General features: G+C 70.3%; 22 protein-coding genes. 11 read left to right on the forward strand and 11 right to left on the reverse strand.

Annotation, left to right across the window (positions count from 1 at the left end; translation table 11 throughout):
* Positions 1-171: 171 nt before the first annotated feature.
* Both AC1RAA_RS29025 and AC1RAA_RS29030 read left to right on the forward strand, forming a co-directional pair.
* Positions 172-669 (forward strand): nuclear transport factor 2 family protein, encoded by a 498-nt coding sequence (locus tag AC1RAA_RS29025; protein ID WP_070063749.1) that lies wholly within the window; start codon positions 172-174, stop codon positions 667-669.
* Complete coding sequence (locus AC1RAA_RS29030; protein ID WP_307587648.1) at positions 666-989, forward strand: GNAT family N-acetyltransferase; 324 nt, start codon at positions 666-668, stop codon at positions 987-989. The genes AC1RAA_RS29025 and AC1RAA_RS29030 overlap by 4 nt, the downstream gene beginning before the upstream one ends.
* Here AC1RAA_RS29030 and AC1RAA_RS29035 read toward each other — a convergent pair.
* Entirely contained in the window at positions 979-2,166 is a 1,188-nt protein-coding gene (locus AC1RAA_RS29035) for an MFS transporter (RefSeq protein ID WP_492732340.1), read from the reverse strand. The genes AC1RAA_RS29030 and AC1RAA_RS29035 overlap by 11 nt on opposite strands.
* Before the next feature lie 364 nt (positions 2,167-2,530).
* Positions 2,531-3,325, reverse strand: a complete 795-nt coding sequence (locus tag AC1RAA_RS29040) for a UPF0149 family protein (RefSeq protein ID WP_062480299.1) — start codon at positions 3,323-3,325, stop codon at positions 2,531-2,533.
* A gap of 69 nt (positions 3,326-3,394) precedes the next feature.
* Between AC1RAA_RS29040 and AC1RAA_RS29045 the strand changes: the two genes are divergently transcribed.
* Complete coding sequence (locus tag AC1RAA_RS29045; protein ID WP_070063746.1) at positions 3,395-5,095, forward strand: FMN-binding glutamate synthase family protein; 1,701 nt, start codon at positions 3,395-3,397, stop codon at positions 5,093-5,095.
* Entirely contained in the window at positions 5,092-5,997 is a 906-nt protein-coding gene (locus tag AC1RAA_RS29050) for a BUD32 family EKC/KEOPS complex subunit (protein ID WP_062480302.1), read from the forward strand. Before AC1RAA_RS29045 ends, AC1RAA_RS29050 begins: the two co-directional genes overlap by 4 nt.
* Positions 5,998-6,013: 16 nt before the next feature.
* Here the strand turns inward: AC1RAA_RS29050 and AC1RAA_RS29055 are convergent, their stop codons facing one another.
* Together AC1RAA_RS29055 and AC1RAA_RS29060 are read right to left on the reverse strand one after the other, a co-directional pair.
* Positions 6,014-6,439 (reverse strand): PIN domain-containing protein, encoded by a 426-nt coding sequence (locus AC1RAA_RS29055; protein WP_139702167.1) that lies wholly within the window; start codon positions 6,437-6,439, stop codon positions 6,014-6,016.
* Between the two features lie 59 nt (positions 6,440-6,498).
* Positions 6,499-7,410, reverse strand: a complete 912-nt coding sequence (locus AC1RAA_RS29060; protein WP_489059946.1) for a LysR family transcriptional regulator — start codon at positions 7,408-7,410, stop codon at positions 6,499-6,501.
* Between the two features lie 121 nt (positions 7,411-7,531).
* Here AC1RAA_RS29060 and AC1RAA_RS29065 point away from each other — a divergent pair, with 121 nt between their 5' ends.
* Both AC1RAA_RS29065 and AC1RAA_RS29070 read left to right on the forward strand, forming a co-directional pair.
* Complete coding sequence (locus AC1RAA_RS29065) at positions 7,532-8,470, forward strand: DMT family transporter (RefSeq protein ID WP_492732343.1); 939 nt, start codon at positions 7,532-7,534, stop codon at positions 8,468-8,470.
* A gap of 14 nt (positions 8,471-8,484) precedes the next feature.
* Positions 8,485-8,799, forward strand: coding sequence for a DMT family transporter (locus AC1RAA_RS29070; protein WP_139702170.1), 315 nt, complete (start codon positions 8,485-8,487; stop codon positions 8,797-8,799).
* A 1-nt stretch (position 8,800) separates the two neighbouring features.
* Here AC1RAA_RS29070 and AC1RAA_RS29075 read toward each other — a convergent pair whose 3' ends face one another.
* A complete protein-coding gene (locus AC1RAA_RS29075) occupies positions 8,801-10,054 on the reverse strand; it encodes a THUMP domain-containing class I SAM-dependent RNA methyltransferase (RefSeq protein WP_492732345.1) in 1,254 nt (417 codons plus the stop codon).
* An 81-nt stretch (positions 10,055-10,135) separates the two neighbouring features.
* On the opposite strand from AC1RAA_RS29075, the gene AC1RAA_RS29080 reads away from it, so the two are divergent.
* The 5 genes from AC1RAA_RS29080 (at position 10,136) to AC1RAA_RS29100 (ending at position 14,596) form a co-directional block, all read left to right on the forward strand.
* Entirely contained in the window at positions 10,136-11,977 is a 1,842-nt protein-coding gene (locus AC1RAA_RS29080) for a sensor histidine kinase (RefSeq protein WP_492732347.1), read from the forward strand.
* Between the two features lie 82 nt (positions 11,978-12,059).
* Positions 12,060-12,671, forward strand: coding sequence for a cytochrome b (locus tag AC1RAA_RS29085; RefSeq protein WP_062480330.1), 612 nt, complete (start codon positions 12,060-12,062; stop codon positions 12,669-12,671).
* Entirely contained in the window at positions 12,668-13,252 is a 585-nt protein-coding gene (locus AC1RAA_RS29090; RefSeq protein WP_062480316.1) for a YceI family protein, read from the forward strand. Before AC1RAA_RS29085 ends, AC1RAA_RS29090 begins: the two co-directional genes overlap by 4 nt.
* A gap of 38 nt (positions 13,253-13,290) precedes the next feature.
* Positions 13,291-13,923 (forward strand): YceI family protein, encoded by a 633-nt coding sequence (locus AC1RAA_RS29095; RefSeq protein ID WP_492732348.1) that lies wholly within the window; start codon positions 13,291-13,293, stop codon positions 13,921-13,923.
* A 25-nt stretch (positions 13,924-13,948) separates the two neighbouring features.
* Positions 13,949-14,596, forward strand: a complete 648-nt coding sequence (locus AC1RAA_RS29100) for a LysE family translocator (protein ID WP_095949694.1) — start codon at positions 13,949-13,951, stop codon at positions 14,594-14,596.
* A gap of 4 nt (positions 14,597-14,600) precedes the next feature.
* Here AC1RAA_RS29100 and AC1RAA_RS29105 read toward each other — a convergent pair whose 3' ends face one another.
* The 6 genes from AC1RAA_RS29105 to AC1RAA_RS29130 form a co-directional block, all read right to left on the reverse strand.
* Positions 14,601-16,217, reverse strand: a complete 1,617-nt coding sequence (locus AC1RAA_RS29105; RefSeq protein WP_492732350.1) for a phospholipase D family protein — start codon at positions 16,215-16,217, stop codon at positions 14,601-14,603.
* 10 nt (positions 16,218-16,227) lie between these two features.
* Entirely contained in the window at positions 16,228-17,820 is a 1,593-nt protein-coding gene (gene rpoN / locus AC1RAA_RS29110; RefSeq protein ID WP_492732352.1) for an RNA polymerase factor sigma-54, read from the reverse strand.
* Positions 17,821-17,837: 17 nt separating this feature from the next.
* Positions 17,838-18,632, reverse strand: a complete 795-nt coding sequence (lptB, locus tag AC1RAA_RS29115; protein WP_070063734.1) for an LPS export ABC transporter ATP-binding protein — start codon at positions 18,630-18,632, stop codon at positions 17,838-17,840.
* The gene (gene lptA, locus AC1RAA_RS29120; protein ID WP_492732353.1) at positions 18,629-19,348 is read right to left on the reverse strand and encodes a lipopolysaccharide transport periplasmic protein LptA; all 720 of its coding nucleotides are present in this window, start codon (positions 19,346-19,348) and stop codon (positions 18,629-18,631) included. Before lptA ends, lptB begins: the two co-directional genes overlap by 4 nt.
* A gap of 122 nt (positions 19,349-19,470) precedes the next feature.
* Positions 19,471-20,115, reverse strand: a complete 645-nt coding sequence (locus tag AC1RAA_RS29125) for a thiol:disulfide interchange protein DsbA/DsbL (protein WP_070063733.1) — start codon at positions 20,113-20,115, stop codon at positions 19,471-19,473.
* Between the two features lie 156 nt (positions 20,116-20,271).
* Positions 20,272-21,036 (reverse strand): SPOR domain-containing protein, encoded by a 765-nt coding sequence (locus tag AC1RAA_RS29130; RefSeq protein WP_095949698.1) that lies wholly within the window; start codon positions 21,034-21,036, stop codon positions 20,272-20,274.
* Between the last annotated feature and the right edge of the window lie 3 nt (positions 21,037-21,039).

Below are 21,039 nucleotides of genomic sequence, written 5' to 3' on the forward strand. Positions count from 1 at the left end.
GCGGCGGGCGCAGCGACTGTGGTTCTGGTTTTTCTGCGCCACCGCCAGGGCGCCGGCCCTGCAAGGACCGGCATCGGGGCGCATGTTAATGCGGGACACCCGGAATCACCCGTGCACTTCCTTGCACGGCGCATCCGGGCGATGATCCGGCACCACCCATCCCGAGGCCCCATGACCGCTGCCACCCACGCCCCGACCATCGAGCGCTTCTACAGCGCGTTCTCGCAACTCGACGCCGCCACCATGGCCGCCTGCTACGCGCCCGACGCGGTGTTCGACGACGAGGCTTTTTCGTTGCGCGGCCGGCGCGAGATCGGCGGCATGTGGCGCATGCTCTGCGAGGCCACCAAGGCCAAGGGCGCCGACGTGTGGCGCCTGAGCTGGCGCGACGTGCAGGCCGACGCCCGCACGGGCAGCGCGCACTGGGACGCGCACTACCGCTTCAGCGCCACCGGCCGCCTGGTCGACAACAGCATCGACGCGCGCTTCACTTTCACGCCCGACGGCCTGATCGCCACGCACCGCGACAGCTTCCCGTTCTGGACCTGGTCGCGGCAGGCGCTGGGCACGCCGGGCCTGCTGCTGGGCTGGACGCCGATGCTGCGCAACAAGGTGCGCGCCACCGCCGCCGCCAACCTCGCCACTTTTCTTGCACGCCAACCCTCATGACCACTTCTTCTTCGACCGCCCTCACCTTCACGAACAACGAGGCGCAGCACCGCTACGAAGCCTCGCTCGACGGCAAGCTCGCGGCCTACGCCGAGTACAACCTGCTGACCGACGCGATCATGTTCACGCACACCGAGGTGCTGCCCGAGCATGAGGGCAAGGGCGTGGGCTCGGGCATTGCGAGGCACGTGCTCGACGAGGCGCGCGCCAACGGGCGGCATGTGATTCCGGTGTGCCAGTTCATCGCGGGCTACATCCGCAAGCACCGCGAGTACGCCGACCTCGTGCGGCCGGACATTCAACGCGCCTTCAAGATCTGACGGAGGCCGCCTTCGGCGCGGGCAGCCACGCGAAGGCGGCGATGCCGGTCACCAGCAGCGCCGCAATGACCGCCAGCACGGCGGTCAGCGGATCGCCGCCATGCGCCGCGGCCACCGAGGCGGCCACGCCCGTGCCCCACTGCATGAACGCGACGCCCAGGAACATCGCCATGGTGAAGACGGCCATCGCGCGGCCCGTGAGCGCGGCCGGGTAGGCCACGCGCACGTCGGCGTACTGCCAGACGATGAAGCCCGAGAGCACGCCGATGAGCACCATGCCCGCAATGTCCAGCCAGGCGGAATGCACCACGGCGATGAGCGCGAACAGGCCGGCGTAGAAAAGGCCGCAGGCCACGATCCAGCGGCGGCGCGCGGCGCCGTCGCGGTCGAAACGGCCGAACAGCGGCGAGCCGAACAGCGCGATCACCGACACCACGAGCGCGACGTTGCCGCTTTGCACCAGCGAGTATCCGTGGCGCTCCATCATCAGCGGACCCAGCCACAGCCCGCGCAGCGAGATGAAGGCCGCATACGTCACCGCACCCAGCACCATGATGCCCAGCGTGTGCGGCATGGCGAACAGCGCGCCGAACTGGCGCACGGCTTCGGGAATCGATTCTTTCACCTGCGGCACGGCCGACGCGGGCTCGTGCACCCAGCGCCAGATCGCGAGCCAGGCCAAGGCAGACGCCAGCGCGAGCACCAGGAAGCCCGCGCGCCACGAGTAGGCCTGCACCAGCCACGCGAGCGGCGTGCCGGTGGCCAGCATGCCCAGGCCGCCGATGGCCAGCACCAGGCCCGACACGGTGGCGAAACGCGCCGCCGGAAAGTGCCGCGCAATGAACACCGTGCACACAAGGAAGGCCGGCGCGCAGCCGACGCCGATCAGCGCCTGCCCGGCCACCAGCACGAGGTAGTTCGGCGACACGGCCGACAGCAGCGCGCCCGCGATCGCGACGGGAAAGGCCACGAGCACGGTGCGGCGCACGCCGTGCAGGTCGATGCCGATGCCCATGAAGAGCTGCATCGCGCCGAACGCGAAGTGGAAGGCGCCCGAGAAGATGCCGAGGGCCTGGGCGGAAAGATGAAAGTCCGACTGCAGCGGGCTCGCCATGATGGCGCCGACGGTGCGGAAGGCCTGGCTGAGCGCAACCCCTGCGCAGAGGGCGAGGACCATGACCCAGGCGGCTCGGGGTGTCAGGGGCTGTGCTGCAGGGCTCATGATTCGTCAGTGTTCTTGCTGTGATTCAGGGCGCGTGCACAGGCCACCGGGTACTTCCCTCCGCGAATGTCCCCCGGGGCTTCGCCCCTCCTCCTTGATTTCGCTGCGGGAAGCACCCAGTGTCCTGCGCACGATGGGCGCGGTCGTTGTGTGGCCGATCAACAGCTGCACTGCCCAACGCTCACGCCGATGGGGTGCCTTGCGCAGCGAAATTAAGGAGGAGGCCGCAGGCCGGGGGACATTCGCGGAGCAAGGTACCCCGTCGGCGGGAGCGCGCCCCGAACGGCAAGCCGTCCGGGACGCCTGGGACTCAACCCAGTCACTCACCGTGGCACTTCTTGTACTTCTTGCCGCTGCCGCAAGGGCACGGATCGTTGCGGCCGGGCGTGGCCTCCTTGCGGATCGTCTCGACCTTCGGGCCCAGGCTCTTCCAGAGCTGGCGCAGGTCGTACACCGCCCAGATTGCGGCGCCGAAGTCGTCCAGGCGCTGCTGGCTCACGCTGGGCGGGCCGTTCTCGTCGTACATCGACAGCGTGGGCTTGGCGGTGTCGTCCTCGGTCAGCGCGACGATGTTGTCGAGCGCGTCGTCGAGCATCTGCGCGGCTTCCTTGTCGCGCGGGGCGGCCCAGTCCTCGGGCCAGTTCTCGACCGCGTACATGAAGCCCAGCGCCCAGACCTGGGCGAACGAAGGGATCTCTTCGGCGGCCATCTCGGCACGCTCTTCCTCGGGCAGCGAGGCGATGGCGCCTCGGGTGTCGAGCACCTCGGGCTGCCAGCTGCGCTCGTCCTCGAGCGATTCGACCGGCGCGTCGAGGCCTTCCTCGATCTCGCGCCAGCGGCGCTTCCAGTTCCAGACGAACTCCATGTGCTGGGCCGGCACGAAGTGGTCGCCCAGCAGCACGGGCCAGTATTCGGTGGGGTCGATGGGGCGGCGCGTGCAGATCAGCGCGGCCATGAAGCCTTCGCAGAACTCCCACTGGGGAATTTCCTCGTCGTGCTCGCGCATGGCGTCGAGCGCGCTGTCGAGGGCGTCGAAATCGTCGGGCCCCAGGGCTTGCGAGGAGGCGGCCAGGGCGGTGTCAGGGGTATCGGGGGTGTCGGGTGTGGTCGTCATGGCAGCAGTCATGGCAGGTTGGGGGCAGCCCTCTATGATGCAGCAGGCTCCAGCCGACATCTGATGACTATGCCCACGATTATTCCGTTTCCCGCACGCTACAGCGCGTTCGCCCTGTGTGTGCTGGGTTTGGTCGCCTGCCTGGCGCTGGTTCTGGCCTCGCCGCACCTGTGGCTCGCGTGGATCGGCGTGGCCGCGTTCGCGGTGCTCACCGGCACCGGCGTGCACGACCTGCGCCAGGCGCGCCACGCCATCCTGCGCAACTACCCGGTCATCGGGCACCTGCGCTTCCTGCTCGAGTTCATCCGCCCCGAGATCCGCCAGTACTTCATCGAGAGCGACGCCGAGGCCGCCCCCTTCTCGCGCGCCCAGCGCTCGCTGGTGTACCAGCGCGCCAAGGGCGAGCCCGACAACCGGCCCTTCGGCACCCAGCTGAACGTGTCGGCCGCAGGCTACGAGTGGATCAACCACTCGATGCAGCCCACGAAGCTGGCCGGGCACGATTTCCGCATCGTGATCGGCGGCACGCCGCAGCCGGCCGATGCGAACCTGGCGCAAGTCTGTACCCAACCGTACAGCGCGAGCGTGTTCAACATCTCGGCAATGAGCTTCGGCGCCCTGTCGGCCAACGCCATCCTCGCGCTCAACCAGGGCGCGCAGATGGGCGGCTTTGCGCACGACACCGGCGAGGGCTCGATCTCGCAGCACCACCGCGTGCACGGCGGCGACCTGATCTGGGAAATCGGCTCGGGCTACTTCGGCTGCCGCAACGACGACGGCACCTTCAATGCCGAGCGCTTCACCGCCAACGCGCGCGACCCGCAGGTGAAGATGATCGAGATCAAGCTCAGCCAGGGCGCCAAGCCCGGCCACGGCGGCGTGCTGCCGGCGGCCAAGGTCACGCCCGAGATCGCGGCGGCGCGCGGCGTGCCGGTGGGCGTGGACTGCGTCTCGCCCTCGTCGCACAGCGCGTTCTCCACGCCGACCGAGATGATGCATTTCGTCGCCAGGCTGCGCGAGCTGTCGGGTGGCAAGCCGACCGGCTTCAAGTTCTGCCTGGGCCACCCGTGGGAATGGTTCGGCATCGTCAAGGCGATGCAGGCCACCGGCATCACGCCCGACTTCATCGTGGTCGACGGCGCCGAGGGCGGCACGGGCGCGGCGCCGGTCGAGTTCAGCGACCACGTCGGCGCGCCCCTGCAGGAAGGCCTGCTGCTGGTGCACAACACGCTGATCGGCGTGAACCTGCGCCACCGCATCAAGATCGGCTGCGCCGCCAAGGTGATCACCGCCTTCGACGTGGCCCGCATGATGGCGCTGGGCGCCGACTGGTGCAACGCGGCGCGCGGTTTCATGATGGCGCTGGGCTGCATCCAGGCGCAGAGCTGCCACACCGGCCACTGCCCCACCGGCGTGACCACGCAGGACCCGGTGCGCCAGCAGGCGCTGGTGGTGCCGACCAAGGCCGACCGCGTGCGCAACTTCCACCGCAGCACGCTGCATGCGCTGCAGGAGCTGGTGCAGGCCGCGGGCCTCGACCATCCGCAGCAGATCACCGCGCACCACATCGTGCGCCGCATCTCCGACACCGAGGTGCGCCTGCTGAGCAACCTGGTGATGCAGGTGCAGCCCGGCGCGCTGCTCGGGCCGCTGGACAACCAGCACACCGTTTTCCGCACCTACTGGCCGCTGGCCAGTGCACAGAGTTTCCAGCCCGTGACGCAGGGCCCGCACGGGCTGCTGGCGCCGGGCTTCGCCATGGCCGCATGAATCCACTGAGACGAGGAGGCGCCGCGACGCGCCTGTACAGCCAACGGGGCGCCGCATCGGCGCCCGCGCCGCTCGACGACGCCCCGGGTTCGGCGCCCGGCGACTACGCCGAGTTCCTGCGCGTCACCCTGCCCAGGCAGGCCAAGAACGTGGCCAGCCACCGCTTCGGCAGCGAACGCGTCTGGCTCAAGAAGGCCGGCCCGCGCCACGGCAAATGGGGCTATCGCGTGATGGCGCTGGCCGCGCGGCTGGCCGGCCTCGACGTGATCAAGCCCGTGCCCAACCCGGGCGGCGAGGCCGCCATCGCCACCGAGGCACGGCGCCTGAAGCAACTGGCCGCGGCGGGTCTGCGCGTGCCGATCGTGCTGGCGCAGCAGGCCGACGGGCTGCTGATTTCCGACCTCGGCGAAAGCGGCCGTGCCACCGTGGTGCTGCAGGAGCGCATCGACCAGGCCGCCGCCGCCGGCCCCGCCGCCCTGCTCGCCGTGTGGCGCGAGGGCCTGGCCGCCATCGCCGCCGTGCACCTGTGCGGCCAGCACCTGAGCCAGGCCTTCGACCGCAACCTCGTGCAGTGCCCCGACGGCGTGATCGGCTACATCGATTTCGAGGACGACCCCTCCGAGGTCATGACCCTGGCCGAATGCCAGGCCCGCGACTGGCTGAGCTACCTGCACTCCACGGCCATGATGCTCGAGGCCGCCGCACCGCAGGCCGCAGGCCAACACTGGCATGCGGCACTGAGCAGCGTGAACGAGGAAGTGCGCGAGCGCATCGCGAACGCGGCGCGGCGCATGAAGTGGGCGCAGAAGCTGCCGGCCAGCCGGCGCTGGGGGCGGGATACGCAGCGCGTGCGGGCCGTCGCGCGCTTGCTGGGACAGTGGTACGAGCTGAACAAGGCCTGAGCCAGATCGGCGTGGCCTACGCCAGCGCCGAGCGCACCGCCACACCGCGCAGCGCCAGCCGCTTCTTCATCGACAGCACCGCCTTGTCCTTGCTGAACAGCTGCGCCCCGTGCGCGACGGACAGGTCGATGAACACCTGGTCGTCCGGATCGCTGCACACGCAGGGCGCGCGCGCCGGCACCTCGGTCACCAGCTGCACGCGCGCATCGAAATCCGCGAGCACCACGGGAATCGTCAGCTCGCGCTGCGCCATGCGCCGGGCGATCAGCGGGTAGCCCAGCACGCGTTCCAGTTCGCTGCGCATCGCGGGCGTGGCCAGCCAACGCAGCGCGCCGCGTGCGAGGTCGTCGACCAGTGGCGCCCAGGCCGGGTCTTCGAAGACCAGCAGGTCGAGGGCGATGTTGGTGTCGATGACGACGAGGTCGGAGGCAGGCAAGGTCATGGGGGGCGTGAAAACGGTCGAGCGCCGATGTTGCACCATGCGGGCGCCACGGCCGCCAGCTAGCGCGCCGCCGGCCGCCCCGCAGGCATGGCCAGCACCTTCGCGTCGGCGACGAGCCGCGCGTAGGCGAAGTCGGTGAAGGCCTTGATCCGCGCGACCTCCTTCAGGTCGGGATGCGTCAGCACCCAGACCTGCGTGTCGAGCGCCTCCCGCGGCGGCTCGACCTGCACCAGCTCCTCCTCAGCGTCGGCCAGCATGCACAGGAGCATGCCCAGGCCCAGGCCGCGCTTCACGAGCTGCGTCATGCCGACGAGGCTGTCGACGCGCGCCGCGATCCGCGCCGGCGGCACCTGCTCGCGCAGCCACTTGGCCTGCAGCAGGTGCGACAGGCCTTCGTCGGGCGCGACCCAGTCGTGCGCAGCCAGCGGGGTCGTCGCCGGGTGCTTCGCGAGGTAGGCCTTCGACGCGTACACCGCCGTCTGCAGGCGCCCGGCCCGGCGCCCGACCAGGTGGTCCGGCGGGGCGTTGGTCGGGCGGATCGCCACGTCGGCCTCTCGCTTGGTCAGGCTCAGGAAGAGGTTGTTCATCACCACCTGCAGCTCGATGCCCGGGTGCAGCGCCCGGAAGTCCGCCAGGATCGGTCCGAGCAGCCCGGCCATGAAGGTGTCGGTGCTGGTGATGCGGATGACGCCGGTCAGCCGCAGGTCGAGCCCCATGAGGTGGCGCTGCGCGGCGTCGATCTGCTCGCCCACGCCCTGCAGGCGCTCGCGCAGCGCCTCGCCGGCCAGCGTCATCGCGTAGCCGGCGGGCAGGCGGTCGAACAGGCGCACCGCCATGCGCGCCTCGAGCGCGCCCAGGCGCCGCAGCACGGTGGAGTGGTTCACACCCAGCTGCCGCGCGGCGCCGGAGAGCGAGCCGGCCTGGCCCACGGCCAGGAACACGCGAAAGTCGTCCCAGTCTGTGTCCTGCATTTATGCATACCCCGGATGCGATTTTTTCGAATGGCTTTGCAAACGTGCCGATCCTACAGTCGTCCGCAGGGGGCCGCGATTCGCCTGCCCCTCATCCACACCACACGGAGGTCGACCCACCATGGACGCGTTTTTCATTCCCGCCTCGCTCGTCGCCGGAGGCCTGCTCGCGGTGCAGGCCGGCGCCAACGCCCAGCTCTCCAAGGCCACGGGCAGCCCGTTCACCGCCACGACCTTGCAGCTGTCGGTCGGTACGCTGGCCCTGCTGGCGGTGGCGCTCGCCACGGGCACGCTGACGGCGCTGGCCGGCCTGCCGGGCGTGCCGTGGTGGCACGTGATCGGCGGCACGGCCAGCGCCTTCTACGTGGTCTCGACCATCCTGCTGTTCCCGCGCCTGGGCGCGGTGGCGGCGGTCGGCCTGTTCATCGCGGGGCAGATGCTGGCCTCGTTCGCGCTCGACACCTTCGGCCTGCTCGGCGTGGCACCCAAGGCGCTGACACCGGCCATGGCCGGCGGCACGCTGGCGGTGCTGCTCGGGGCCGGAGCCATCGTCGCCGGGCAGGCCGGCAGCCTGCGCCAGGCGCTGGCGGGCAAGGCCGGCTGGATCGTGCTGGCGCTGCTGGCCGGCGCGGTGCTGCCGGTGCAGGGCGTGGTCAACGGCCTGCTGCGACAGGACCTGGGCGCGCCCTTCGCGGTGGGCGCGGTGAGCTTCTTCGTGGCGACGCTGGCAATGGCCCTGGCGCTGCTGCTCGTCACGCTGTTCCGGCGTGCGCCCGCCCCTGCGGCGGTCGCACCGCAAGGCACCGCGCTGCGCGGCATGCCGTGGTGGGGCTGGCTCGGTGGCTTGGCGGGCGCGGCCTATGTGACGACGGTGTTCACGGCGATCCCGGCCATCGGCGCCGCGGCCGCGGTCGGGCTGACGGTGGCGGGGCAACAGGTGGCGTCGGTGTTCGTCGACCGCTACGGCTGGTTCCGGCTGCCGCAGCGCCCGGTGTCGGGCCTGCGCATGGCGGGCGTGGCCGTGCTGCTGCTCGGCGTGGCCATCATCAAGCTGCTGTGAAAGGAGCGAACACCATGGCCTGGTTTCTTCTGCTTGCCGCCGGACTGGTGGAGATCGTGATGGCCCTCGCGCTGAAGGCCGCGGCGGGCTGGGAGCGCCCCGGCGCCGGCGCGCTGGGCCTGGGCGCCGCGCTGGCGAGCATCGTGCTGCTCACCGCCGCGATGAAGACGCTGCCGGTCGGGACGGCCTACGCGATCTGGACCGGCATCGGCGCCATCGGCGTCACGCTGATCGGCATCTTCTTTTTCCAGGAGAGCGCGGCGCCGCTGCGGCTGGCGTGCATCGCGCTGATCTTCCTGGGCATTGCAGGCCTGAAGCTGCAGAGCTGATTCAGGTGCCGGCGTCTGGCGGCGCCGCCCGGTTCGAGCCCCGCACCATGTCGAAGCGGAACAGCCGGCATTCGATGGGGCCGTTCCACATCGGCACGCGGCGCGACTCCTTCAGGCGCATCTGCTTGGGCAGCTTCAGGTCGGGCGTGAGCACCCAGGCGGTCCAGCCCGCGTAGTTCTTCTTCCAGTGGGTGGCGAGCTGCGGAAAGAAGTCACCGCCGTCGCCGCCTTCACCGTCGCCCGGGGTCTGGGCGGCTTCGCGGGCGCCGAAGCGGGCCACGCCACCGACCTCGATGCGCTCGCCGTACGGCGGGTTGAGCATGATCACGCCGCCCTCGGCCGGCGGCATGCGCTGCAAGGCGTCGCCGCCGCGGAACTCGATGGCGCCCGCCACGCCCGCGCGTTCGGCGTTGCGCTCGGCGAAGTCGACCATGCGGTGCGACACGTCGGAGCCGAAGACGGCGATGGCGCTCGCATGCTGCGCGTTGGCGGCTTCATTCTTGATGGCGGCCCAGACATGCGCCTGGAACGGCAGCAGCTTCTCGAAGCCGAAGCGCCGCAGCGAGCCCGCCGCGATGCCGCTGGCGATCTGCGCGGCCTCGATGGCGATGGTGCCGCTGCCGCAGCAGGGGTCGTACAGCGGGGCCTTCGCGACCTCGCCGGTCTCGGGGTTCCACCAGCCGCTGGCGGCCAGCATGGCGGCGGCCAGGGTTTCCTTCAGCGGGGCGTCGCCCTTGTCCTGGCGCCAGCCGCGCTTGAACAGCGGCTCGCCCGAGGTGTCGATGTACAGCGTGCAGCTGTCGGTGGTCAGGTGCGCAAAGATGCGGCAGTCGGGCCACTGGGTCTCGATGCTCGGGCGCACGCCGTTGGCCTTGGCGCGGAAGCGGTCGGCCACGGCGTCCTTGATGCGCAGGGTGGCGAAGTTCAGGCTCTGCAGCGGGCTGTGCTGGGCCGTGGTCTCGATCTTGAAGGTCTGCTTGGGCGTGAACCAGATCTCCCAGGCCACGCCGTTGGCGATGGCGTACAGGTCGTTCTCGTTGCGGTAGGGCCCATGGGCCAGTTCGACCAGCACGCGCTGCGCGAGCCGGCTGTGCAGGTTGAGCTTGAGGCCGTCGCGCCAGTCGGCGCGCACGCGCACGCCGCCGCGCAGGGTGAGCAGGTCCTGCCCGGCACGGCCGGTCAGGGCATGCACCTCCTGGGCAAGGAATTCCTCGACGCCGGCGGCGCAAGGCAGGAAAAATGAGAGATCGTTCACGGAAAGTCGGCCATCGGGAAGCCCGCTAAGGGCCCCCATTGTCGCCGGGGCTGGGGCCTTCTCTATATAGTCGATTTGCCCATGACGCCCACCCCCGCCTCCGCGGCCCCCCCGGCAGACGCCCGCGACGGCGACCACCGCTTCGCGATCCAGTGCGAAGTGCTGCGCTTGTCGATCCGTCCGCTCGGGCCGGTGCTGCTGGTGCAGTACCTGCTCAACTGCGGCGTGGCGGCGCTCTTCGCCTGGCAGTTCTCGCCGGTGCGCGCGCTGGTGTGGCTGGCGCTGGTCACCGGTGTCACGGTGATGCGCGGCTTCTTTCCGCAGCGCCTGCCAGAGCCCTTCACCCCCGCCACCCTGCGCGCCGCGCAGCGCCAGCACACGCTGCGCACGGCCATCTGGGAGCTGGCGCACGGCCTGGCGGGCGTGCTGCTGTTCAACCCCGAGCGGCCCGACCTGCAGCTGCTGCTGGGCCTGATCCTCATGGGCATGACGCTGTCGTCGGCGTTCTCGGTGTCGTTCTACACGCCGGCCACGCAGCTGGCCATCACGCTGCTGCTGGCGCCGGTGATCGTCACGGGCCTGTGGCTCGGGGCGCCGGTGATGATGGCCGTCGCGGTGATCGGCATCGGCCTGACCGCGATGATGTGGAAGCTGGTGGCCGACCATTCGCGCCAGCTCGAGGAGAACATCGGCCTGCGCCTGAACGAGCGCACGCTGCGCGAACAGGCGCTGGCCGGCCTGCGCGCCTCCGAGCAGGCCCAGGCCGAGCGGCTGCGTTTCTTCTCGGCGGCCAACCACGACCTGCGCCAGCCGGTGATGGCCATCGGGCTGCAGGCCGAGGTGCTGCGCCAGCAGCTGCAGCACGGCACCGACAGCGCGGCCGTGCAGCACACGGTGGCCTCGCTCTCGCGCGCGCAGCAGGCGCTCGAGGGCCTGACCAACCAGCTGCTCGAGATCGGCCGCATCGAGGCGGCGGTCGATCCGCTGCGCCCGGCGGCGGTGGCGCTGGCGCCGCTGCTGAACGAGCTGGCGCGCCAGGCCGGCGAAGGCCGCGTCGCGGTGCGCTGCCCGGCGGAGGCGGTGGCCTGGACCGACGCCGTGGCGCTGCGCCGCGTGCTCTCCAACCTGCTGGACAACGCGCTCAAGTTCACGCCGCGCGGGCGCGTGCTGCTGGCCGTGCGGGCGCGCCGCCGGCCCGGCACGGACACCGGGCGCGCGTGGCGCGTCGAGGTGCGCGACAGCGGCATCGGCATCGCGGCCGAATCGCAGACGCGCGTGTTCGACGACTTCGAGCAGGTCGGCAACGTGGAGCGCAACCTGCAGCACGGCCACGGCCTGGGGCTGGCGATCGTGCGGCGGCTGGCGGGGCAGCTGGGCATCGAGGTCGCGCTGCGCTCGGCGCCGGGCAAGGGCTCGGTCTTCAGCTTCGAGCTGCCGGCGGCCCGCCTCGGTGCGGCGGCCGTGCCGGCCCCCGCGCCCTCCGTGGCGCTGGACGAGCCCGACGCCGACGCCGAGCTGCGCCCCGGCCTCGCCGTGCTGGTGGTCGAAGACAACATCGTGGTGGCCGACAGCCTCTCGGCGCTGCTGCGGCACTGGCACGTGGCGCCGCGCATCTACGCCAGCGCCGCCGAGGCGCTCGCGCTGGCCGACCTGGACGCGCTCGACGCGGCGCTGTGCGACATCCGCCTGCCCGGCGCGTTCAACGGCATCGCGCTGGCCGAGCGGTTGGCGCAGCGCAAGCCCGCGCTGACGATCGCGCTGATCTCGGCCGACATCACCGAGGCCACGCAGCAGCTGGCCGCCACGCGCGGCTGGCACGCGCTGCGCAAGCCGGTGCAGCCGGACGCGCTGCGGCGCGTGCTGCTGCGGGCCCAGCAGCAGCAGCAGCAGCAGCAGCAGCAGCAACCGCCGTCGTCGACGTAGCGCTCGGCGCGGGCCGGCCCCGCTGCGGTGTCATCGCTTCCGAGCTATGCTCCGCGCACAGGCCGCCGCCGCCCCTGCCCCGATGCCCGTCGAACCACTTTCCGCCCCTGCCGTTGGCGCCGCCGCCCTGCGCGAGCCCCGCTACGGGCGGGTCGCGATGGCCCTGCACTGGCTGCTCGCGGCGATGATCGTCGGCTCGCTCGGCGTCGGGCTCTACATGACGGGCCTGCCCTTCTCGCCCCAGCGCCTGAAGCTCTACAGCTGGCACAAGTGGGCCGGCATCACCATCCTCCTGCTGTCGGCGCTGCGGCTGCTGTGGCGCCTCACGCACCGCCCGCCGCCGCTGTCGGCACGGGTGCTGGCGGCCATGCCGACCTGGCAGCGGGCCGCCCACCGCATCAGCCATGCGCTGATGTACCTGCTGTTCTTCGCGGTCCCGCTGTTCGGCTGGGCCTACAGCTCGGGCATGGGCGTGCCGGTCGTGTGGTTCGGCCTGCTGCCGCTGCCCGACCTGGTGGCGGTCGACAAGGACTTCGCCGAGGCCGTGCTCAAGCCGCTGCACCAGCGCAGCGCCTTCCTGCTGGCCGGCGTCACGCTGCTGCACGTGGCGGCGGCGCTCAAGCACCACTGGATCGACCACGACGGTCTGTTGCAACGCATGTGGCCCGCGCCACGCAAGGAATCCGCCGGATGACGACCCGTCTTTTGTGGGGCACCGCCGCCCTCCTCGGCCTCGCGCTGCACGCCGCGGCCGAACCCATGCCGGCCACCACCGCGAAGTTGGTGCCCGAGAAAAGCCAGATCGCCTTCGTCAGCAAGCAGATGGGCGTGCCGGTGGAAGGCAGTTTCAAGCGCTTCGACGCGCAGGTCGCCTTCGACCCGAAGAAGCCCGAGGGCGGCTCGGTCGTGCTGCAGATCGACACCGCCAGCGCCGGCTTCGGCGTGCCCATGAGCGATGCCGAGCTGCCCAAGCCGACCTGGTTCGACACCGCGCATTTCCCGCAGGCCAGCTTCCGCTCGAGCGCCATCAAGGCGCTGGGCGAGGGCCGCTTCGAGATGGCCGGCAAGCTCACCATCAAGGGCGTCAGCAAGTACGTGACGGTGCCCGTGAGCATCGTGTCGTCGGGCGGCGCGTATTCGGTCGCCACGGGCACCCTCACGATCCAGCGGCTCGACTACAAGGTGGGCGACGGCGAATGGACCGACACCTCGGTGGTTGGCAACGAGGTGCAGGTGCGCTTCAAGCTGACGCTCGCGGGCCTCGGGCCGCTGTGACGACGATTTCATTTCCCATGCATCCTTCTTCCCTTGCCATGAACAAGCTCTTCTTCGCCGCGGCCCTTTGCGCGGGCGCGGCCCTGCCCCTGGCCGCCACGGCCCAGGAATACACCGCGCCGCCGCTGGCCGCCAAGCCCGCGGGCGGGCCGGTCAAGAACGCCAGCTACGTGATCGACCCGACCCACACCTTCGTGATGTACGAGATGGGCCACTACGGCACCACCACCAACCGCGGCCGCTTCAGCACCAAGGACGGCTCGGTGCAGATCGACGGCAGCGGCACCGGCGGCAAGGTCGACATCACGATGGACATCAGCTCCATCAACACCGGCGTCGACCTGCTCAACCGCCACGTGCAGAGCAAGGACTTCTTCAACGTGGCCGAATTCCCCACCGGCCGCTTCGTGGCCGAGCGCATCGACTTCAGCGGCGACAAGGTGACCGATGTACCCGGCACGCTCACGCTCATGGGCCAGACCAAGCCGGTGACGCTGAAGGCCGTGCGCTTCAACTGCTACCTGAACCCGCTCATCAACCGCCAGGTCTGCGGCGGCGACTTCGAGGCCACCGTGCAGCGCAGCGACTGGGGCATCACCTGGGGCCTGAACTTCGGCTTCGAGAACAAGGTGAAGCTGCTGGTGCAGGTCGAAGCCGTGAACGTGCAATGAACCCATCCCCCACCGGAGTCCACTCATGACCGACGCCCACCTCCTGTCCCTGCTCGGCATTGCCGGCGCCATGGCCGTGGGCGCGATGAGCCCGGGCCCGAGCTTCGTGATGGTGGCGCGCACCGCCGTGGCCTCGCGCAGCGACGGGCTCGCGGCGGCGCTGGGCATGGGCGCTGGCGGGCTGGCGTTCTCCATCGCGGCGCTGGCCGGGCTGCAAGCGGCGTTCCTCGCGGTGCCGGGCCTGTACCTCGCGATCAAGGCCTTCGGCGGCGCGTACCTGATCTACCTGGGCTTTCGCATCTGGCGCGGCGCGCGCCAGCCGCTCGCGATCACGCCCGACACGGACGCCTCGCCCCGAAGCCAGGGCCGCAGCGGACGCACCTTCCTGCTCGGCCTGGCCACGCAGGTCAGCAACCCGAAGACGGCGGTGGTGTACGCGAGCATCTTCGCGGCCTTCCTGCCGCGCGAGGTGCCGCTGGTGCTGGCGCTCGCGGTGCCGGCGGTGATCTTCTGCATCGAGACGGGCTGGTACGCGATCGTCGCGCTGGCGCTGTCCTCGGCCGCGCCACGCGCGGCCTACCTGCGCTACAAGACCTGGATCGACCGCGCGGCCGGCGGCGTGATGGGCCTGCTGGGCCTGCGGCTCGTGTGGTCGGCGGTGCGCGGCACCTGAGCCGCTACAGCAGGCTCTCCGGCGTGAGCGGCGCCAGCAGCTCGAGCATGGTGCGGTCCCAGAAGCCCGAGTCGGGCTCTTCGTGCAACACCGTGGTCTTGCCGCCTTCCTCGCTGACCCATTCGATGCGCCGCGAGCCGCCTGCCGCTGCATCGCCGCCCTCGGCAAAGCGCAGCCGGTAGGCGCCCTGCTGCTTGAGCACGTCGAGCAGCTTCAGGGTCTGCTGCGCCATCTCGGGGCTGCGGATGAACAGGCCGATCTCGGTGTTGTGGACCTCGGAGCGCGGATCGAAATTCATCGAGCCGACGAACAGGATGCGCTGGTCGATCACCGCCGACTTGGCGTGCAGCCGCCCCACCGACGTGCCGAACAGGCCGAGGCGGACGCTGCGCCGCGTGCGCGCGGAACTCAGCTCGTGCAGCTCGGCGCCCAGCGCCAGCATGTCGGCGCGGTAGCGGCGGTAGGCGGTGTGCACGAGCGGCTCGTCGGTGGCGGCGAGCGAGTTGGTGACCACGCTGATCTTCACGTTGCGCCCGCGGATCTCGCGCATCACCTCCAGCCCCGACGCGCCCGGGATCAGGTAGGGCGAGACCAGCGTCACCTCGCTGCGCGCGCGGCGCATCTGCTCGACCACGTTGTAGCGCACGCTGTCCACGTCGAGCAGCGGCACGCCGCCGTACGACGCGGTCTTGCCGATCACGCGGTCGGGCGAATCGGCGTACGCCTCGGCGGTGGTCCAGATCAGGCCGAGCTTGCCGGCGTCGAGGTCGTCGGCCACCGGGCTGTAGCCCAGCAGGTCGTTGGGCGCGGGCCTGGGCGGCGGCGGCGTGGTGTCGGGGCCGGTGGCGGCGTCGAAGCGGCGCTGCAGCTCTTCGCGCGGCAGGTCGGTGTGCACGACCGCGCCGATCGGGCGCACGTGCGGACTGTTCCAGTACTGGTCGAACAGCACGCCCAGGCGCGGGATCAGCGCGCCCGTGACGAAGGTGTCGAGGTCGATGAAATTCGGGCCGGTGGTGCGGCGGAAGTACTGGTTGCCGATGTTGCGCCCGCCCGCCACCGCCATCGCACCGTCGGCGATGAAGAGCTTGTTGTGCATGCGGCGGTTAACGCGGCTGAAGTCGAACAGCGACGCGGTGAAGCGCTTCAAGAGGCTGCCGCGCCCGGCCGGGAACGGGTTGAACAGGCGCAGCTCCACGTTCGGCGTGGCAGCCAGCCCGAGCAGCAGCTCGTCTTCGCCCGAGGTGTACAGGTCGTCCATCAACAGGCGCACGCGCACGCCGCGCTGGGCCGCATCGCGCAGGGTGCGCAGCAGGTAGCGGCCGGTCTCGTCGTTCTCGATCTGGTAGTACTGCACGTCGAGCGTGCGCTGCGCGCGGCGCGCCAGCTGCAGCCGCGTGTCGAAGGCGAAGTCGCCGCCGGGCATCAGGCGAAAGCCGCTGAGGTCGGGGTCGGGCTGCGAGGCCAGCGCGATCTTGCCGAGCGCAGTGTCGGTCGAGACGGCGATGGCCTTGGTGGGCGGGCGCGGTGCGTCGTCGGGCAGCGTTGCGCAGCCGGCAAACAGCAGCGCCGCCGCGACGACGACCACCCAATGCCCACAGCGCGACAGCAGGCGGCTCGTCATCGTCGGTCTTCTAGAGTGCCTTGCGCAGATTGGCGGGCGCGATGCGCAGCGCTTCGCGGTACTTGGCGACGGTGCGGCGCGCGCACTCGATGCCCTGCTCTTTCAGCATCTCGGAAATCTGGCTGTCGGACAGCGGCTTCTTGATGCTCTCGGAACTCACGAACTGCTTGATCAGCGCGCGCACTGCCGTGCTCGACGCGTTGCCGCCGGTCTCGGTGCCCAGCGCCGAGCCGAAGAAGTACTTGAGCTCGACCGTGCCGAAGGGCGTGGCCATGTACTTGGCGGTGGTCACGCGCGAGATGGTCGACTCGTGCAGGCCCAGTTCGTCGGCGATCTCGCGCAGCACCAGCGGGCGCATGGCCAGCTCGCCGTGCACGAAGTAGCTCTTCTGGCGCTCGACGATGGCGTTGCTCACGCGCAGGATGGTGTCGAAGCGCTGCTGGATGTTCTTGATGAACCAGCGTGCCTCCTGCAGCCGCTGCGACAGCGCCTGGCTGCCCTCGCCCTTGTGCGACTTGAGCGCGCCGGCGTAGATGTCGTGCACGCGCAGGCGCGGCATGACCTCGGGATTCAGCATGACGCGGAACTTCACGTTGGTGCCGCGCCCGGTCTTGGTGACGATCACGTCGGGGATGACGATGTTGCGTTCGACGTCGACAAAGCGGCGGCCCGGCTTGGGCTCCAGGCGCGCAATGATCTGCAGCGCCGAGCGCACCAGCTCTTCGTTGGTGCGCGTGAGCGTGGCCAGGCGCTTGAAGTCGCGCCGCGCGAGCAGCTCCATCGGCTGCTTGCAGATCGCGATGGCGGTCTTGCGGATGAGCGCTTCGGCCTCGGTCTCGTCTTCGTTCGCGAGTGCTTTCAGCTGGATGCTCAGGCATTCGCCGAGGTCGCGCGCGCCGACACCGGCGGGCTCCAGGCTCTGCAGCAGGCCGAGCGCCACCTGGAAGTGGTGCACGAGGTCGTCGAACTGGTCGTTGTCGTCGCCCGCCAGGCCCGAGGCCAATGCGGGCAGCGAGTCTTCGAGGTAGCCGTCGTCGTTGAGCGATTCGATCAAAAAGCGCAGCGCGGCGCAGTCGTTCTCGTTGAGCCGCAGGCTCAGCGCCTGGCGGTGCAGGAAGGACTGCAGCGACTCCTGGCTGCGCGCGAGCTCGGTGGCGTCGGCGCGCTCGTCGTCGCCCAGGTTGTTCTGGCGTGCGGGTGCGTCGCTGCCCCACTCGCTGTCGTCGGGTGCCATCTCGACGGTGCCGTCGCCTTCCCAGTCGGGCTCGCGCTCGGTGATCTCGGCGGCGGGGCCATCGGATTCGGGCGTGGACGTGGTTTCGCTGGCGGTGGTCGTCGCGCTGCTGGTCGGCCCCGGGGCGAAATCGCCTTCGCCGGTTTCACCGCCATCGTCGCGCGGCACGGGCGTGTCGACAGCATCGAGCCCGAACTCCTCGCGCGCCGCTTCTTCCGCGGTGCGTTCGAGGAACGGGTTCTCGTCCAGCATCTGCTCCACCTCCTGGCTCAGTTCGAGCGTGGAGAGCTGCAGAAGCCGGATCGACTGCTGCAGCTGTGGCGTCAAGGCCAGATGCTGCGAGACGCGAAGGGACAGCCCTTGCTTCATGGAGACGCGACCCTCCCTTACATGCGGAAGTGCTCGCCCAGGTACACCCTGCGTACCTCGGCGTTGTCGACGATCTCCGAGGGTGTGCCTTGTGCCAGCACGTGCCCGTCGCTGATGATGAACGCGTGATCGCAGATGCCCAGCGTTTCACGCACGTTGTGGTCGGTGATGAGCACGCCGATGCCGCGCTCTTTCAGAAAGCTGATGATCCGCTGGATCTCGATCACCGCGATCGGGTCGATGCCGGCGAAGGGCTCGTCCAGCAGGATGAAGCGCGGCTGCGTGGCCAGCGCGCGTGCAATTTCAACGCGGCGGCGCTCGCCGCCCGACAGCGCGAGCGCGGGCGAATCGCGCAGGTGGTCCACGCGCAGGTCGGCCAGCAGGTCGGCCAGTCGCTCTTCGGTGTGCTGCTTGGTCAGCGGCATCATGCGGCCGTTGGCGTCGGGCTCGCGCTGCAGCTCGAGCACGGCGCGCACGTTTTCCTCGACCGTGAGCTTGCGGAAGATCGAGGCCTCCTGCGGCAGGTAGCTCAGGCCCATGCGCGCGCGGCGGTGGATGGGCATGTGGGCGATGGGCTCGCCGTCGATGGTGATCTCGCCGGCGTCGGCGCGCACCAGCCCGACGATCATGTAGAACGAGGTGGTCTTGCCCGCGCCGTTGGGGCCGAGCAGTCCGACGACCTCGCCCTTTTGCACATCGAGCGAGACGTCTTTCACGACCGTGCGGCTGCCGTAGCTCTTCTTGAGGCCGCGCGCTACGAGGCGGCTGCCCGGAATGCCGTCGGCGGTCTGGGTTCCTGCGGTTTCGATCACTTGCGCCCTTCCCCTTCGGGGCCGCCCAGCGTGGTGCTCGGGCGCAGCCCGGCGCCGGGCGCGGGGGTGGGTGCCGGGGCCGCAGGCTTCTTGCCGCCGGCTGCCGGTGCGGAACCGCCCGCCGCCGGGGCCGCGGCGGCCTTCGGCGTGAGGATGGCCTTCACGCGGCCGCCGCCGCCCGCCGAGACGCCGGCGTTCGGCGGCACGAGGGAGCCGTTGACGGTGTAGGTGTCGTTGCTCTGGTCGTAGACGATCAGCGCGCCGCTGCTCTCGTCGTTGGCCGTGGCGCCGATCAGCCGGCGCATGACGGCGCGGCGGATGAACTTGACGTTGTCGGCGCGGCTGTCGTACTCGATGACTTCCGACTCGCCCTCGATCCACTCGTCGCCGGCGTTGCGCTTCTGCTTGTAATAGGCCAGCTTGCCGGGCGCCGCCGTGACCACGCCGTACTGGTAGCCCTCGGCGTCCTGGCGCACGTCCAGCCGCGCGCCGCGGATGATGATCGTGCCCTTCGTGACCAGCACGTTGCCGGTGAACACGCTGGTCTGTTTCAGGTCGTCGTAGCGCATCGAGTCGGACTCGATGTTCATCGGCTTGGTGCGGTCGGCGGTTTCGGCCAGGGCGCCCGAGGCGGCACCGGCCAGCAACAGCGCACCGAAAGCCAGGCGGCCAAGGCGACGAAGGGTGGGGAATGTGGGGATGGAGGGCAATGTCATAAAGGCACGAAACTTGCTCTGAAACATTGTATGCGTGGGATGGCGATTGCCCACCGCCGCCAATGAAAAAGCCCGCCGAAGCGGGCCTTGCATTCGACCAAGAAAGCAGGTCGCCGGGTCGATCAGCCCTTCTTGGCTTCGCCGATGAGGAAGGTCGCGACCTGCAGCACCTTGGACATGCTGCCGGCGGTTTCGCCGTCGACATACCAGCGGCCCGCCACGGCCAGGGCCGGCACGCCGGCGACCTTGTAGGCCTCGGTCTGCTGCGCCGCGCGGCGGGCCTTGCTGGCCACGCCGAAGGACGCAAAGGTTTCCTTGAACTTGGCGCCGTCGAGGCCGGCACGCTCGGCCCAGGCCTGGATGTTGGCGTCGCCGTTCAGGTTCTGGCGCTGCGCGTGGATCGCGGCGAACACCTTCGGGTGGTATTCCTCCAGCTTGCCCATGGCTTCGAGCGTGAAGTACAGGCGCTGCTTAGCCTCGACGTCGTTGCCCACGAAGGGCACCGGGATGCGGCGGAACGCCACTTCCTTCGGGGCTGCCTTGACCCAGGCTTCGAGCGAGGGCTCGAAGTCGTTGCAATGCGGGCAGTTGTACGAGAAGAACTCGACCACCTCGACCTTGCCGGCGGGTGCATCGACGGGCACGCGCTTGTCGAGCACGAGGAAATCGGTGCCGGCCTTGGGGGCGCGCTGGGCGTGTGCCGGAACGGCAGCCAGCGAAAGCAGCCCGATCGAAGTGGCGGCCAGCGAAAAGTCACGACGTTTCATGGAAAAGGTTCTCCTGTGGGTACCGCAGTACAGAGCCGGCGCGCCGCCGGGAGTTCCCCGTGGACGGCGCGACCGAGGCGCTGGAATTGACAAACGAGTGCGGCAGATGCCGCGCGGGCGAGAGCTTAAAGGCTGTTCAAGAAAGGCGCTGACGGGTCAGCGCTGCACGCGCACCAGCGCCGATTCGAGACCGCCGCCATCGAGCCGCTCCTTGAGCCGGTCCGCGTCGTCCTTCTTGTTGAACGGGCCCGCGCGCACGCGGTAGACCGTGCGACCGGCCTGCTCGCGCTCGGTGACCTTGGCCTCGACGCCCATCAGCGACAGCTTGGCGCGTTGCGCCTCGGCGTCGTCGGTGGTGCGGAAGGCGCCGGCCTGCACGAAGTACATGAAGGGGTCGGCACCCGACGACGACGGCGCGGCGGCCGTGTGGCTCGGCGCGGCGGACGCGGTGGTCGTGCTGCCGCCTGCGCGGGCGCGGGCCAGGTCGCCCAGCGGATCGTTCGACGGCGGCAGGGCGTTGGCTTCGGCCGGCACCGGCGCGGGGCGTGCCGGCTTGGGCGCCACCACGACGGGGGCCGGGGCGGTGACCGGCGCGGTGGCGACGGGCGGCGTGCCGGGCGCCACGGTGGCGGGCGCGCCGGTGATCGGGTTCACCGGGCCGGTGGCCGTGGCGGCCGGCGGCGTGGCGGCCGGCTTGGGCGCGCCGGCCTTGCCGGCCAGCGGCGCGTTCGGGTCCCAGTCGCGGTTCTTGCGGGCTTCGGCTTCGTCCTGCTCGGCACCGCCGCGTTGCGTCTTGTTGACGAACGGGATCGGCACCTTGGTGACGTAGACCGCGATGCCCAGGGCGACGCCCAGACCGAGCACCAGGCCGATGATCAGCCCGATGACGATGTTGCCGCGTTGTCTGCTTGTCTTCTTCATGTT

This window comes from Variovorax sp. GW823-FHT04F07, assembly GCF_058795995.1.

Bases quoted from the DNA above. Each gene is read 5' to 3' on its own strand.
- AC1RAA_RS29025 (WP_070063749.1), top strand. From the start codon at position 172: ATGACCGCTGCCACCCACGCCCCGACCATCGAGCGCTTCTACAGCGCG.
- AC1RAA_RS29040 (WP_062480299.1), bottom strand. From the start codon at position 3,325: ATGACGACCACACCCGACACCCCCGATACCCCTGACACCGCCCTGGCC.
- AC1RAA_RS29070 (WP_139702170.1), top strand. From the start codon at position 8,485: ATGGCCTGGTTTCTTCTGCTTGCCGCCGGACTGGTGGAGATCGTGATG.
- AC1RAA_RS29035 (WP_492732340.1), bottom strand. From the start codon at position 2,166: ATGGTCCTCGCCCTCTGCGCAGGGGTTGCGCTCAGCCAGGCCTTCCGC.
- AC1RAA_RS29125 (WP_070063733.1), bottom strand. From the start codon at position 20,115: ATGAAACGTCGTGACTTTTCGCTGGCCGCCACTTCGATCGGGCTGCTT.
- AC1RAA_RS29085 (WP_062480330.1), top strand. From the start codon at position 12,060: ATGCCCGTCGAACCACTTTCCGCCCCTGCCGTTGGCGCCGCCGCCCTG.
- AC1RAA_RS29065 (WP_492732343.1), top strand. From the start codon at position 7,532: ATGGACGCGTTTTTCATTCCCGCCTCGCTCGTCGCCGGAGGCCTGCTC.
- AC1RAA_RS29095 (WP_492732348.1), top strand. From the start codon at position 13,291: ATGAACAAGCTCTTCTTCGCCGCGGCCCTTTGCGCGGGCGCGGCCCTG.
- AC1RAA_RS29090 (WP_062480316.1), top strand. From the start codon at position 12,668: ATGACGACCCGTCTTTTGTGGGGCACCGCCGCCCTCCTCGGCCTCGCG.
- AC1RAA_RS29055 (WP_139702167.1), bottom strand. From the start codon at position 6,439: ATGACCTTGCCTGCCTCCGACCTCGTCGTCATCGACACCAACATCGCC.
- AC1RAA_RS29050 (WP_062480302.1), top strand. From the start codon at position 5,092: ATGAATCCACTGAGACGAGGAGGCGCCGCGACGCGCCTGTACAGCCAA.
- AC1RAA_RS29060 (WP_489059946.1), bottom strand. From the start codon at position 7,410: ATGCAGGACACAGACTGGGACGACTTTCGCGTGTTCCTGGCCGTGGGC.
- AC1RAA_RS29130 (WP_095949698.1), bottom strand. From the start codon at position 21,036: ATGAAGAAGACAAGCAGACAACGCGGCAACATCGTCATCGGGCTGATC.
- AC1RAA_RS29100 (WP_095949694.1), top strand. From the start codon at position 13,949: ATGACCGACGCCCACCTCCTGTCCCTGCTCGGCATTGCCGGCGCCATG.
- rpoN (WP_492732352.1), bottom strand. From the start codon at position 17,820: ATGAAGCAAGGGCTGTCCCTTCGCGTCTCGCAGCATCTGGCCTTGACG.
- AC1RAA_RS29030 (WP_307587648.1), top strand. From the start codon at position 666: ATGACCACTTCTTCTTCGACCGCCCTCACCTTCACGAACAACGAGGCG.
- AC1RAA_RS29080 (WP_492732347.1), top strand. From the start codon at position 10,136: ATGACGCCCACCCCCGCCTCCGCGGCCCCCCCGGCAGACGCCCGCGAC.
- AC1RAA_RS29045 (WP_070063746.1), top strand. From the start codon at position 3,395: ATGCCCACGATTATTCCGTTTCCCGCACGCTACAGCGCGTTCGCCCTG.
- AC1RAA_RS29105 (WP_492732350.1), bottom strand. From the start codon at position 16,217: ATGACGAGCCGCCTGCTGTCGCGCTGTGGGCATTGGGTGGTCGTCGTC.
- lptA (WP_492732353.1), bottom strand. From the start codon at position 19,348: ATGACATTGCCCTCCATCCCCACATTCCCCACCCTTCGTCGCCTTGGC.